At 70.9% G+C, this 12,999-nt stretch carries 12 protein-coding genes; 3 read left to right on the top strand and 9 right to left on the bottom strand.

Annotated features, from left to right (window positions below):
• Positions 1-16 precede the first annotated feature (16 nt).
• The 5 genes from crcB to QFZ26_RS06385 all read right to left on the bottom strand — a co-directional run bounded on the left by crcB (position 17) and on the right by QFZ26_RS06385 (position 3,078).
• Entirely contained in the window at positions 17-397 is a 381-nt protein-coding gene (gene crcB / locus QFZ26_RS06405) for a fluoride efflux transporter CrcB (protein ID WP_307040346.1), read from the bottom strand.
• A complete protein-coding gene (locus QFZ26_RS06400; RefSeq protein WP_307040343.1) occupies positions 394-813 on the bottom strand; it encodes a fluoride efflux transporter FluC in 420 nt (139 codons plus the stop codon). The genes crcB and QFZ26_RS06400 overlap by 4 nt, the downstream gene beginning before the upstream one ends.
• 9 nt (positions 814-822) lie before the next feature.
• Positions 823-1,368, bottom strand: coding sequence for a GNAT family N-acetyltransferase (locus QFZ26_RS06395; protein ID WP_307040341.1), 546 nt, complete (start codon positions 1,366-1,368; stop codon positions 823-825).
• 187 nt (positions 1,369-1,555) lie between these two features.
• On the bottom strand, positions 1,556-2,191 hold the full coding sequence (locus QFZ26_RS06390; RefSeq protein WP_307040339.1) for a PadR family transcriptional regulator: 636 nt from the start codon (positions 2,189-2,191) through the stop codon (positions 1,556-1,558).
• Positions 2,188-3,078, bottom strand: coding sequence for a hypothetical protein (locus tag QFZ26_RS06385; RefSeq protein ID WP_307040337.1), 891 nt, complete (start codon positions 3,076-3,078; stop codon positions 2,188-2,190). The genes QFZ26_RS06390 and QFZ26_RS06385 overlap by 4 nt, the downstream gene beginning before the upstream one ends.
• Positions 3,079-3,270: 192 nt before the next feature.
• On the opposite strand from QFZ26_RS06385, the gene QFZ26_RS06380 reads away from it, so the two are divergent.
• The gene (locus QFZ26_RS06380) at positions 3,271-4,074 is read left to right on the top strand and encodes a MerR family transcriptional regulator (RefSeq protein ID WP_307040335.1); all 804 of its coding nucleotides are present in this window, start codon (positions 3,271-3,273) and stop codon (positions 4,072-4,074) included.
• A 72-nt stretch (positions 4,075-4,146) separates the two neighbouring features.
• On the opposite strand, the gene yczE is transcribed toward QFZ26_RS06380, so the two are convergent.
• Positions 4,147-4,860, bottom strand: a complete 714-nt coding sequence (gene yczE, locus QFZ26_RS06375; protein ID WP_307040334.1) for a membrane protein YczE — start codon at positions 4,858-4,860, stop codon at positions 4,147-4,149.
• A gap of 62 nt (positions 4,861-4,922) precedes the next feature.
• Here yczE and yczR point away from each other — a divergent pair, with 62 nt between their 5' ends.
• Positions 4,923-6,380, top strand: coding sequence for a MocR-like transcription factor YczR (gene yczR / locus QFZ26_RS06370; RefSeq protein ID WP_307040332.1), 1,458 nt, complete (start codon positions 4,923-4,925; stop codon positions 6,378-6,380).
• A gap of 322 nt (positions 6,381-6,702) precedes the next feature.
• Here the strand turns inward: yczR and QFZ26_RS06365 are convergent, their stop codons facing one another.
• From QFZ26_RS06365 to QFZ26_RS06355, 3 genes are all read right to left on the bottom strand, one after another.
• The gene (locus tag QFZ26_RS06365) at positions 6,703-7,119 is read right to left on the bottom strand and encodes a hypothetical protein (RefSeq protein ID WP_307040330.1); all 417 of its coding nucleotides are present in this window, start codon (positions 7,117-7,119) and stop codon (positions 6,703-6,705) included.
• Between the two features lie 28 nt (positions 7,120-7,147).
• Positions 7,148-8,233 (bottom strand): chaplin family protein, encoded by a 1,086-nt coding sequence (locus QFZ26_RS06360; RefSeq protein WP_307040328.1) that lies wholly within the window; start codon positions 8,231-8,233, stop codon positions 7,148-7,150.
• Positions 8,234-8,317: 84 nt separating this feature from the next.
• Positions 8,318-9,406 (bottom strand): hypothetical protein, encoded by a 1,089-nt coding sequence (locus QFZ26_RS06355; RefSeq protein ID WP_307040326.1) that lies wholly within the window; start codon positions 9,404-9,406, stop codon positions 8,318-8,320.
• Between the two features lie 120 nt (positions 9,407-9,526).
• Here QFZ26_RS06355 and QFZ26_RS06350 point away from each other — a divergent pair, with 120 nt between their 5' ends.
• Positions 9,527-12,970 carry an efflux RND transporter permease subunit gene (locus QFZ26_RS06350; RefSeq protein WP_307040324.1) on the top strand — a complete coding sequence of 1,148 codons (3,444 nt, stop codon included), beginning with the start codon at positions 9,527-9,529 and terminating at the stop codon, positions 12,968-12,970.
• Positions 12,971-12,999 lie beyond the last annotated feature (29 nt).

Here is a 12,999-nt window from a genome sequence, read left to right as displayed (position 1 = left end):
CCCCAGCGTTCGCGACTCAGCGCACGGCGACGTACATGCCGGCGGCCGCGGCGATGCCGAGTGCGAGCGTGACGACGACGTTGAGGATCGCGGCGCGCCACCGCCCGCCGAGCAGCAGCTCGATCGTCTCGACGCTCCACGTGCTGAACGTCGTGAGGCCCCCGCAGAACCCCGTGACGAGCACGAGCCGCAGGTCGCCGCTGAGCTCTGCGCGCTCGGCGAGGGCGATGAGTGCACCTGCGAGGCCGGAGCCGAGCACGTTGACGATGAGGATCCCGCCCGGCAGGTGCCCAGGGCGCACCGGATAGGCGCGCGACAGGCCGTAACGCAGCAGGGCGCCGAGCGCGCCCGACCCGAGCACCGCCGCGATGACGAGTGGGCTGAGCTCGCCGCTCATAGCGTCGCCCCGGCGTCGCTGACCTCGTGCGGCATCGGCCGGTGCGCGAGCCGCGACCCGAGCTTCAGGCCCGCCGCGGCGAGCAGCAACCCGCCCGCGACCGAGACGACGAGGTAGATCGCGGCGAGCCACGTCTCGCCCTCGCGAGTGAGCACGATGAGCGAGGCCATCACCGCCGAGAGGGTCGTGAACGAGCCGATCAGGCCCGGACCGAGCCCGGCCTTCAGCCAAGGCGGGACAGCCGGCCGGGTCCAGAGTCCGCCGACGAGCCAGCCGAGCGCGAAGGCGCCGACGAGGTTCACGATGAGCGTCTCGACGGGCAGTTCGCCGCCGGCATGGGGGAACCAGAGGTCGCAGGCCAGGCGGAGCCCGGTGCCGATGAGGCCGCCGACAGCGACGGCGAGGAGGACGCGCACCCCTCGAGGCTACGCCCGGGGGAACTCGACCCGCTCGACCGGCTCGACCGCGGGCTCGACGAGGTCGACGACCCAGTCGTTCGTGTGCAGCACGACCCCCGGCTTCACCTCGAACTCCTCTTCGCCGAGGAGTCGGAAGCCGGCCTTGCGGCACACGGCGTTCGACGCGGGGTTGTCGACGCGCGGGTACGCGTGCACGGGCAGCGTCGCGCCGACGGCGCGGGCCGCGTCGAGCATCGCGATGACCGCGGCGGGCGCGATGCCACGGCCGCGGTACTCGGATTCGATCGACCAGCCGCTCTCGAGCGCCGGCTCGCCGTGCCAGTCGTGCGGCCAGTAGCCGACGATGCCGACTCCCTCGGGATGGCCGGGGATCGTCACCCGGAACTGCCAGCCCGTGCCCTCTCGCCACATGCGCAGGTAGCGCTCGTGGCGAGCCTGCACCTGCTCGTCGTTCTCGGGGCCGCCGAGCTGGTCCATGAGCTCGTGCGTGTTCGCACGGCGGAGCAGGTCGAGGTCGTCTTCGGCCCACGGGTGGAGCTCGACGTCGGTCATGCGTTCATCGAACCATCCCCCGCCGACATGCGCGTCGGGCTTGACGCGGGCATCGAGAGTGCGGTTGCGGTCGCTTCGCGGCGCGAATTCCAACGGCAACCGCACTCTTGATGGGTGGAGCGCGCAGGGAAGCGGGTGGTCGCCCGCCCGGGGGGAGAGCGCACGACCACCCGCGGTCAGCCCGCGGTCACCCCTCGCTGAGCGTCGCGAGCACGTCGGCGCGCACCTGCGCGAGCCGCGCTTTCAGGAGCGTGATCGACTCGGGGCCGACGACTCCGCGGTGCGCGTGCGTGCGCAGGTCGGTGCGCAGCTGCTGGCGGAACTCGTTCAGCACCATGTCGGCCTCGTGCACGGCGCGGTTCGACTCCGCGCCCGGCGTGCTGCCGGTGCCGCCGGCCGCCGCCGCGCTGGCCGAGGTCGTGCTCGCCGCACGCTTCGCCTCGCGGGCGGCGCTTGCGAGCTCGGCGCGCAGCGACCGCATCGCGTCGTTCACCTCGGCGCGAACGCCGTCGGCGAGGCGCCGCACGGAGTCGGTGACCTCGTCTTCGATGGCGTCGAGCTCGTGGCGGCGCGCCTCGAGCTCGGACCGACCGGCATCCGTGATCTCGTAGACGGTCTTGCGGCCGTCGGTCGACTTCGTGACGAGGCCCTCCTCCTCGAGCTTGGAGAGGCGCGGGTATATGGTGCCGGCGCTCGGGCTGTAGGTGCCGCCGAAGCGCTCGGAGAGTGCCTGGATGAGCTCGTAGCCGTGGCGTGGCTGCTCGTCGAGCAGCGCCAGCAGGTAGAGCCGCAGGCTGCCATGGGCGAAGACAGGCGGAGTCATGCGGATGCCTCGCCGTCGGTCGTCGTGGCGGTGCCCGACGCGTCGGTCCGGCCGGGGGCGTTCGTGGCGCCGGCGTTCTCGGAGGCCTGGCGGCGCATGACCGAGATCGATCCCGAGACGCTGTTCGCGCCGAGGTCGAGCCACTTGCCGGAGAGCTCGCCGGTCACGCGCTCGAAGCCCTTGCCGAGCATGCCCTTGATGCTCGTGTCGTCGATCAGCACGCTGCCGCCGACCGTGTTGATGCGGTAGCGGGCGCCCGAGCCCGGCTCGAAGCGCACCGTGAGGTTGCCCGCGACGGTGTTGGTGTCGATGCGGTCGGGCGTCGTGTACGAGTCGAGGATCATGTTGCCCGAGACCGTGTCGGCGTTGAACGAGCGCACGTCGCCCGTGGCGACGACGTCGCCCGAGACGGAATGGGCGGTGATGCGGCCGGTGTGGTTGCCGGCCGAGACCTCGCCCGAGACGGTCGAGAGCTCGACGTCGCCCTCGTGGTCGTCGAGCACGAGGTCGCCCGAGACGGTGCTGAGCTTCGCGTCGGTCGTGAACCCCGCGACGAGCGCGTCGCCCGAGACGACGCCGAGCTTCAGCGCGACATGGCGCGGCGCCAGGATGGAGACATCGGCCTTGGCGTGTCCCATGAAGCCCTTGAAGACGTCGACGAAGTTGTCCCAACGAAGCTGCGGGTGGTCGATCTCGACGGAGTCGCCGTCGATCTCGACCCTCAGGTCCTTGCCGGTGACGTTCGAGATCTCGATGCGTGCGCCCGGCTCATCGTGCGCGATCACGTCGACCTTGCCGCCGATGAGGCTGACCTTGAGCTTGCGTACGAGCTCGAGGTCGATGGTGCGGCTCTCGCCGGGGTTGATGACCCACTTCTCGATGGACATGCGGTGCTCCTCCTGTTGCGTGGGGCGGATGCCGCGGCATCCGTCGCCCTGAAAGCCTGTATCGCGATATATCGCGTGTGGTGATAGGGACACGATATATCGCGTGTGTCGTCGACGCAAGTCCAGGACACTCGCGCCCAGACGACGGTCGCGCTTGACATTGACGTTGCGTCAACCTCTACCGTGGCAGAAGTGGGCGCGCAACGCTCCCGCCGAGACACGAGAGAGGAGCACACCGTCGACTGGTCGATTCAAGAGATCGCGAAGCTCGCCGGCACCACGAGCCGCACGCTGCGTCACTATGACGACATCGGGCTGCTCGCCCCGGCGCGCATCGGGTCGAACGGCTATCGCTACTACGACGACGCCGCACTCGTGCGACTGCAGCGCATCATGCTGCTGCGCGACCTCGGCCTCGGGCTCCCCGCGATCGGCGAGGTCCTCGACCGCGAGGAGAGCGCCCCACACGCGCTGCGCAGCCATCTCGAGTGGCTGCGGCAGGAGCAGGACCGGCTGACGCGGCAGATCGCGTCGGTCGAACGCACCATCGGAGCATTGGAAGGAGGTGAACGACTCATGGCAGAGCAGATGTTCGACGGCTTCGACCACACCCAGTACAAGGAGGAGGTCGAGGAGCGTTGGGGCAAGGACGCGTACGCGAAGAGCGACGCGTGGTGGCGCTCGATGAGCGCCGACGAGAAGTCGGCGTGGCAGCAGCGCGTCGCGCAGCTCGGCAGCGACTGGATCGCGGCGTTCGAACGGGGCATCGACCCCGCGGGCGACGAGGCGCAGGCGCTCGCACAGCGGCACTTCGACTGGCTCCGCGGCATCCCGGGCACGCCGGGCGGCGGCGCGAGCGGCCCGACGAAGCAGTACTTCCTCGGCCTCGCCGAGATGTACGTGGCCGATGAGCGCTTCGGCGCGAACTACGGCGGCCAGGCCGGCGCCGAGTTCGTGCGAGACGCGATGACCGTGTACGCCGAGCGCAACCTGTAGCGCCTCAGTCGCGCACGGGGTGCAGTCGCCCCCGAGGTGTCCCAGTCTCGGGGGCGACTGCCGTCTCGGTGATCAGGGGGCGCCGACGGATGCCGCGACGCCGGACTCGTCGGCGGATGCGGTCGTCGCGGCATCCGCTCGCCCTCGCCCGTCGCCTTGGCCTCGCCCGCGCTTGATCGCGAAGAGCGGGATCGTGTACCCGCACAGCGGGCCGATCAGGAGCGCGAACGCGACGGTTCCGATGCCGACGTCGCCGCCGAGCAGCCAGCCTGCGGCGAGCACCACGAGCTCGATGCCGGTGCGCACGATCCAGATCTTCCAGCCGGTGACCCGGTGCAGCCCCGTCATGAGCCCGTCGCGCGGGCCGGGTCCGAAGTGGGCGCCGATGTACAGGCCGGTGGCGGCGGCGAGCACCACGATGCCCGAGGCGAGCAGGATGATGCGCACCCAGAGATCGAGCCCCGAGGGGATGAGCCAGAGGCCGACGTCGGCGGAGGGGCCGACGAGCAGCGCGTTCATGACGGTGCCAAAGCCGAGTCGCTGGCGGATCGGGATCCAGAGGAGCAGCACCACGCCGCTCATGATCACGGTGATGAGGCCGAAGCCGAGGCCGGTGTGCTTCGCGATGCCCTGCGTCAGCACGTCCCACGGGCCGACGCCCAGTTCGCCGCGCACGATGAGCGCGATGCCGATGCCGTAGAGGAACAGGCCGACGAACAGTTGCACGAATCGACGGACGAGCACGGGGGCGGGATCGGCGGATCGGAACAGGGTGGAGCGGCGCATGCTGCAATCCAATGCCACGATTGGCCTTCCAGCAAAGAGCCAATTCACCTAAAGTGGCTCGCATGGCAGAGTCGACCCTGAGCGCCCGTGCACTCGAGACGTTACTCGGCGAGTGGCGCGGCAAGGGAAGCGCCTACCAGGCGCTGGCCGAGCGCGTGCGGCTCCTCATCCTCGACGGGCGCATCCCGGTCGACACCCGGCTGCCCGCCGAACGCGACCTCGCCGAACGGCTGCGCCTCAGCCGCACCACGGTGACGGCCGCCTACGGGCACCTCCGCGAGCACGGCCTCGTGCAGAGCCTGCGCGGCTCCGGCAGCGTGACGCGACTGCCCGGCGCTCCCTCGACGCTGCCCGCGCCGCCCGGAACCGATCACATCGACTTCTCCAAGGCCGCGCCTCCTGCCCTGCCGTGGCTTCCCGAGGTCGCGCGCCAGGCGATCGACGACCTGCCCGCCCAGCTCGGCGACCCGGGATTCGACCCGATCGGCACCCCCGCCCTGCGCGCCGCGATCGCCGACCGCTACACCGTCCGGGGCCTGCCCACCTCGGCCGAGCAGATCATGGTGACGATCGGGGCGCAGCACGCGATCGCCCTGCTCTCCCGGGCGCTCGTCGGTCGCGGCGACCGGGCGATCATCGAGGCACCCACCTACCCGCACGCGTATGAGGCGCTCCGCACGGCCGGCGCGCGGCTCGTGCCGGTCGCGGTCGTGCCGCACGACGGCAGCGGCCCCGATCGTGACGCCGGCCTCCCCGGCGACGGCGACGAGACGGCGGCGATGACCCGCGCCATCCAGCACTCCAACCCGGTCGCCGCCTACCTCATGCCCGACTTCCAGAACCCCACGGGGCGCTCCCTCACGGTCGACGCGCGGGAGCGGATGCTCGATGCGGCCGCGCGCCAGGGCACCGTCGTGATCGCCGACGAGACGACCGGTGAGCTCGACATCGACCGTGGGGCATCGCTGCTCCCGATGGCCGCCTATGGACCGGCGATCATGGTCGGCTCGGTCGGCAAGACCGTCTGGGGCGGCGTGCGCGTCGGGTGGATCCGGGCCGATCGGCCGCTGATCCGTCGCCTGCTGGCGGTGAGATCACCGGGCGACCTGGGCACGCCGATCATCGAGCAACTGCTCGTCACCCGGCTGCTCGAGCGCATGGACGACATCCTCGACCTCCGTCGCGAACAGCTGCGCGCCGGTCGCGACCGGCTCGAGATCCTCCTCGCCGAGGCGTTCCCCGGCTGGCACGTGCCGCACGTCGACGGCGGCATCGTCACGTGGATCGGGCTCGGCGCCCCCGTGAGCTCCCAGCTCGCGCTCGCGGCCCGATCGCACGGGCTCATCATCGCCGCGGGCCCGCGCTTCGGCATCGACGGGGCGTTCGAGCGGTTCCTGCGCCTGCCGATCTGCTACCCCGCCGAGACGACGGATGCCGCGGTGCAGGCGCTCGCGCGTGCGTGGCGGTCGCTCTCCGGTGCCCCCGTGGCCGACCAGGGCCTGCTCGCCGCCGTCGTCTGACGCGCGAATCGTCGGGTCGCCCGGATCTGCGCAGATCCGGGCGACCCGTTCGTCTGAACCGCCTCGTTCGGGTGTCGAGGCCTCGCGCAGACGGGTGAACCCCGGCGCACGCGGCGCCGGGGCATCGGGAAACGGGGCGGCGGATGACTGCGCTCATCCGCCGCCCCTACCGGCCGGGCTGTGGGGACCCCGGCCTGCCGTGCCGCATGGGTCTGCGACACGGAGCTTGTGGGGCAGAGTCGCTCTGCCTGGACAGGGCGAACCCCGCCGCGGGACGTGCGACCCGACGCCGGAAGGGCGGCGTCGGGTGCGCCCCGGTTGCTTACCGGCGCATCGCGAACCGGCGGAAGCCGACGAGCATCAGGCCAGCCAGCAGTGCGAGCACTGCGAGGGCGAGGCCGGAGGTGTCGACACCGGTGGCCGCGAGCGTGGACGACTCCGCGGTGGTGGTGTCCTCGCCCGAACCGGCCGATGATCCGCCGCCACTCGGAGTGGTGGGCGTCGTCGGGGTCGTCGGGTTCGTCGGGTTCGTCGGATTCGTCGGATTCGTCGGGTTCGTCGGGTCGTCGGGGTTCGTCGGGTCGTCGGGATCCTTCGGGTCGTCGGGATCCTTCGGGTCGTCGGGATCCTTCGGGCCGCCCAGCGGATTGACGATCGTCGTCGGCCCGTGGGTCTTGCTGTCTCCGATCATCGAGATGGCGTTGCCGCCGATCGTGATGGGCAGCGACAGTACCGGCACCAGCTGTGTTCCTCCAAGCAGCGAGCTGTCACCGCCCGTCGTCGCCGAACCGCCCCCGGGTTCCTGGTCGAACGACCCTCACTGCATCGGTCGACGTGCTGTCACCGATGCCCGAGATCGCATTGCCCCCGACCGTCAGCGGAAGGCCGAGCGACGGCAGCACTTGCGTGCCGCCGAGGATCGAGTCCTCGCCGGAGGTGGTCGCTTCACTGCCACCCGAGCCGCCTGTGACCACTCCGGTCATGGCGCCGTCGGTCGACGAGTCACCGATCCCGGAGACGGCGTTGCCGCCCACCGTGACCGGGAGGTTCCCGACGATGACCGCTTGCGTGCCGCCGAGGATGGAGTGCTCGCCGCTCGTCTCGGCCGAGGAACCCCCGCCCGATCCGTTGCCCGACTCGACCACGGTGGTGGCGTCGCTGCTGACGCTGTCGCCGATGATCGAGATCGCGTTGCCGCCGAGCGTGATCGGCGCGTTGACGTTCCCGAGCAGCTGCGTGCCGCCCAGGATGCTGTCGTCGCCCGAGGTCGACGCGCTGTCAGCGCCGCCCGAGTCGCCCGACTTGACGACGGTCGTCGCGTTCTCGCTCGACGAGTCGCCGATGACCGAGATCGCGTTTCCGCCCAGCGTGACCGGGGCGGTCACGTTGACGAGCCCCTGGGTGCCGCCGAGGAGCGAGTCGTCCCCGCTGGTCTCGGCAGTGCCCGCGTCGGCTGAGCTGTCAGCCGGGGCGACGACCGTGGTGGCGTCTTCGCTCGACGAGTCGCCGATGACGGAGACGGCGTTGCCGCTGACCGTCACCGGAACCGCCACGTCGACGAGTGCCTGCGTGCCGGAGCCGACGCCGTCGTCACCCGAGGTGACGGCGACCGGCTCGGCGTCGTCGCCGCTCGAGACTTCGGTGGTGGCATCCGACGATGACGAATCCCCGATGACGGAGACCGCGTTGCCGCTGGGTGTCACCGGGAGTTCGATCGAGATGCCTGCTTGGGTTCCCGACAGAATGCCGTCGTCGCCGCTCGTGTCCGAGGCGTGTGCGACACCGGCTCCGAGGAGCGTGAGCCCCCCGGCGAAGAGGGTCGCGTACAGCGCCCTCATTGCCAATCTCTTCATGATCCTTCTCCTGACTGGTCGGTGTTTCCGCTCCCATGGAGGGAGCAACCGTTCTCCGCGTAATCGCAGGCGGAACGGCCCCAGTCAGTCAGGGGTTGAATCAGTGGCGTAGACCGGTGACGACGGCAGCTCATCGTCGACCGAGTTCAGCACGAGTGACGCGAGTGCGTCGAGTTCGAGGGCGGCGTAGGCCGCTTCAGAGGCGCCGGATGCCCCAGCGCCGCCGGATGCGCCCGCGCCTGAGCCGGCGGTTCCGCCGGCCGGCACGCCGAGCGCGGGTGCGCTGTCGCCGGGCGGAGCTCCGCCGTCGGCGGGCGCGACGGTGCCCGCGGGCGCGACGGTGCCGGAGAGCGCCGCCGCGGTGGCAGAGCCCGCGAGGCTCGCGCCGGCGGAGCTCTCGGCGAACGAGCTCTCAACGAGGACGGCAGCGGCAGCGGCGGGTGGAGCATCACCGGGATCAGCGGACAGCACGGCGCCCGGGATTCCGGGAAGTTGAGGGATGACGCCCGTGCCGTCGGTCGGCAGTTCGCCGGCCGAGCCGACGACCGTGCCGAGCGTCGTGTCGACGACTCCGGCAACCGGGGTGAGCACGCCGCCGACGGTGTCGGATCCGAGCACGTCGCCGACGATCGGAAGCGACCCGACGACGCCGTCGACCAGGCCGGCGACCGGTGCGGTGACCGCTCCGACGCTGTCGCCATCGACCAGGCCGGCGACCGGTGCGGTGACCGCTCCGACGCTGTCGCCGCCGGCGATGCCGGAGACGGTGCCGGAGACGGTGCCCGAGACCGTGTCGACGACGGTGTCGACCGCGGTGCTCGTGCCGGAGATGGCCGTGTTCGCGGCTTCCGTGACCGTGTCGGTGACCTCGGGAACCACCGCCGCGACGGGCTCGGGGGCCACCTCGACGGCGGGTTCGACGACCTGGTCGACCGGGGCGACCACGGCGTCGACGACGGTGTCGACGGTGTCGCCGACGGTGACCGTGACCTCGGTCACGCCGCCGAGCAGTGAGCCGGCGCTGCCGAGGAGGCCGCCGGAATCACCTTCTTCGGCCGAGGCGCTCGGGGCGCTCGAGAAGAGCGAGATCGCAAGCCACATGACCGAGAGGGCGGTGGCGATGAGGGCATAACGGAGCCACGGCACCTGTCGCGCTTCCGTCGCAGACCTCATGGCAAAACCCCCGGGTATGCACTGACGGTACTCTCGACGGCCTCCGGAGTCCAGTATTCCGCCGATGCATTCCCAGCAGGACGGCATATTCGCGGCCCATGCCCCTGCGAGAATCGAGCAATGCACACGCTTGCCGCGCTCAGCATGAAGAACCGCGCGCTCATCGCCCTCATCACCGTGGTCGTCGCGATCTTCGGTGGGATCTCGCTCACGAGCCTGAAGCAGGAGCTCGCTCCGTCGATCGAGTTCCCGCAGCTCTCGATCGTGACGAGCTATCCGGGGGCTTCGCCCGACATCGTGAACACGGATGTCTCGACCCCCATCGAGACGGCGATCCAGGGCATCACCGGCCTCGAGACCACGTCGACGACGAGCTCGACGGGCCTGTCGCGGGTCGCGGCGAGCTTCACGTACGGCACGGATCTCGCGTTCGCCGAGCAGAAGCTGCTCTCGGCCGTGAACCGCATCTCGGGCCAGCTGCCCGACGACGTCGACCCGCAGGTGCTCGCGCTGAGCCTCGACGACTTCCCGGTGCTGCAGGTCGCCGTCACGGGCGTCGACGACATCAGCGCCCTCTCCGACGAGATCGAGCGCACGACGCTCAGCGAGATCTCCGACGTCGACGGCGTGCGTGAGGCGACGCTCATCGGCGAGGTCGGCCAGCGCGTCACCATCACCCCGGACCCCGCGAAGCTCGCCGCGTTCGGCCTCACCCAGCAGGCGATCCGGGACGCGCTGGCGCAGAACGGCCTCCTCGTGCCCGCAGGCACCATCACCGAGGGCGACAGCACCTTCGCCGTGCAGACGGGCGCTCGCCTCGGCAGCGTCGACGACGTGGCCGGGCTTCCCATGCTCGGCGGCACCGAGCAGCAGCCGGTGACGGATGCCCCGACCGGTGATCCCGACGCGGAGACCGAGCTGCCCGGCACCACGCCCGGCGGCGATGCCGACCAGGCACTCGAGCTGCCGGCGGCGGCCGCACCGGCGGTGCCCGTCGCGGTGACGATCGCCGACGTGGCATCCGTTGAGCTCACCGACAACCCCGCGTCGAGCATCTCGCGCGTGAACGGCGAACCCGCGCTCACGATGTCGGTCACGAAACTGCCGGCCGCGAACACCGTCGACGTGTCGAACGCGGTCACGGCGCTGCTGCCCGACCTCGAGTCCTCGCTCGACACCACCAACCCCGGTGCGACGTTCACGGTGGTGTTCGACCAGGCGCCCTACATCGAGCAGTCGATCGAGTCGCTCGCGACCGAGGGCCTGCTCGGGCTGCTCTTCGCGGTGATCGTGATCCTCGTGTTCCTGCTCTCGGTGCGGGCGACCATCGTCACGGCGATCTCGATCCCGACGTCGGTGCTGATCACCTTCATCGGCCTGCAGGCGGCCGACTACACGCTGAACATCCTCACGCTCGGCGCGCTCACGATCGCGATCGGGCGGGTCGTCGACGATTCCATCGTCGTGATCGAGAACATCAAGCGGCACCTCGTCGAGGGCGTCGACAAGGCCACGACGATCGTGCACGCCGTGCGCGAGGTCGCCGGCGCCATCACCGCGTCGACGGTCACGACGGTTGCGGTGTTCCTGCCGCTCGCACTCGTCGAGGGCGTCACAGGTGAGCTGTTCCGGCCGTTCTCGCTGACCGTGACGATCGCGCTCCTCGCGTCGCTGCTCGTCTCGCTCACGATCGTGCCGGTGCTCGCCTACTGGTTCCTCAAGCCCGCGAAGCTGCACAAGCACGAGGACGAGTCGGAGATCGCCGCCGCGGCGTTCGTCGACGACGTGTGGCTCGCGCCCGAGCTGCGCGATGCCGACGGCAACACGGGGCTCACGCCGCGGGTGCGACCTGCGCCCGCCGTGTCGGCCGCCGCACCGGCCACGACGACCGCCGCACCGGTCGCGACGGTTACGACGCCGGTGACGAAGGCCGCGGCATCCGTCGACGAGCTCGAGCACCCCTCACGCCTGCAGCGGGGCTACCTGCCCATCATCGGGTGGACTCTGAAGCACGGCGTGGTCACTATTCTGCTCGCGGTGCTCGTGCTCGCCGGCACGGTGGCGCTCGTTCCGTTCATGAAGACGAACTTCCTCGGATCGTCGGGCCAGAACACCTTCCAGGTGACGCAGGTGCTGCCGGTCGGCACGAGCCTCGAGGCGCTCGACGAGGCGTCGCAGTCGGTCGAGCAGGCCATCCGCGGCACCGACGGCGTGGAGACCGTGCAGACCTCGATCGGCGGAGGGCGCGGCCTGTCCGCGGCGTTCGGCGGCGGCGCCTCGTCGATCACCTACTCGGTCACGACCGACGAGGACGCCGACCAGGATGCGCTCCAGGCGTCGGCGCGGGAGTCGATCGCCGAGCTCGACGACGTCGGCGAGGTCACCCTCACGGCGTCGAGCGGATTCGGCGCCTCGAGCGACATCGAGGTCGACATCACGGCGTCGAACGCCGAAGACCTGCAGGCTGCCACCGACGCCGTCATCGAGGAGCTCGACGGCATCGACTCGCTCGCACAGGTCTCGTCGAACCTCTCTGAGTCGCGCCCGTACGTCGCCGTCGAGGTCGCGCGAACGGATGCCGCGGCCGCCGGCTACTCCGAGGTCGCCCTCGGCGGGTACGTCTCGGCCGCGATGCAGCCGCAGAGCGCCGGCTCGGTTGTGATCGACGAGAAGACCCTCACGATCTACCTCGCGACCGAGAACCCGCCCACCACGGTCGAGGAGCTCTCGGCGCTGCAGGTGCCGACGCCGGGCGGGCTCGTGCGCCTCGACACGCTCGCCACCGTCGAGAACGTCGACGGACCGGCATCCGTGACCACCGTCCAGGGCCTGCGCAGCGCGACGGTGTCGGCGACGCCCGCGAGCGACGACCTCGGCACGGCGAGCGCCGCGGTGCAGGGCGCGGTCGACTCGGTGGAGCTTCCCGCGGGCACGACGGCCTCCCTCGGCGGTGTCACGGCCGACCAGAGCGAGTCGTTCTCGCAGCTGGGCCTCGCGCTGCTCGCGGCGATCCTCATCGTGTACATCGTGATGGTGGCGACGTTCCGCTCGCTCCTGCAGCCGTTGCTGCTGCTCGTGTCGGTGCCGTTCGCCGCGACCGGCGCCATCGCGCTGCAGGTGATCACCGGCATCCCGCTCGGCGTCGCCTCGCTCGTCGGCGTGCTGATGCTCGTGGGCATCGTGGTCACGAACGCGATCGTGCTCGTCGACCTCGTGAACCAGTACCGCAACCGCGGCATGACCGTGCGCGAGGCCCTCGTGCACGGTGCCTCGCGACGACTCCGCCCGATCCTGATGACCGCGCTCGCGACGATCTTCGCGCTGCTCCCCATGGCCATCGGCCTCACCGGGCACGGCGGCTTCATCTCGCAGCCGCTCGCACTCGTCGTGATCGGCGGGCTCGTCTCGTCGACGGCGCTCACGCTCGTGGTGCTGCCCGTGCTGTACGACCTCGTCGAGGGCGGGCGCGAGCGGCGTGCGGCCAAGCGTGCGGCGAGGGCGGCGGCTGGTGCAGATACCGAGCCCGAGGCCGCCGAGCGCGGACGCACCGAGCCCGCGAGTTGAGCGCCGCCGCCGCCGCACATTCGACTCCC

The organism is Agromyces ramosus (assembly GCF_030817175.1).
Lineage (GTDB): Bacteria > Actinomycetota > Actinomycetes > Actinomycetales > Microbacteriaceae > Agromyces > Agromyces ramosus_A.
Note: the sequence above shows the minus strand (reverse complement) of the source record. Positions and strands in the feature narration are given on the sequence as shown.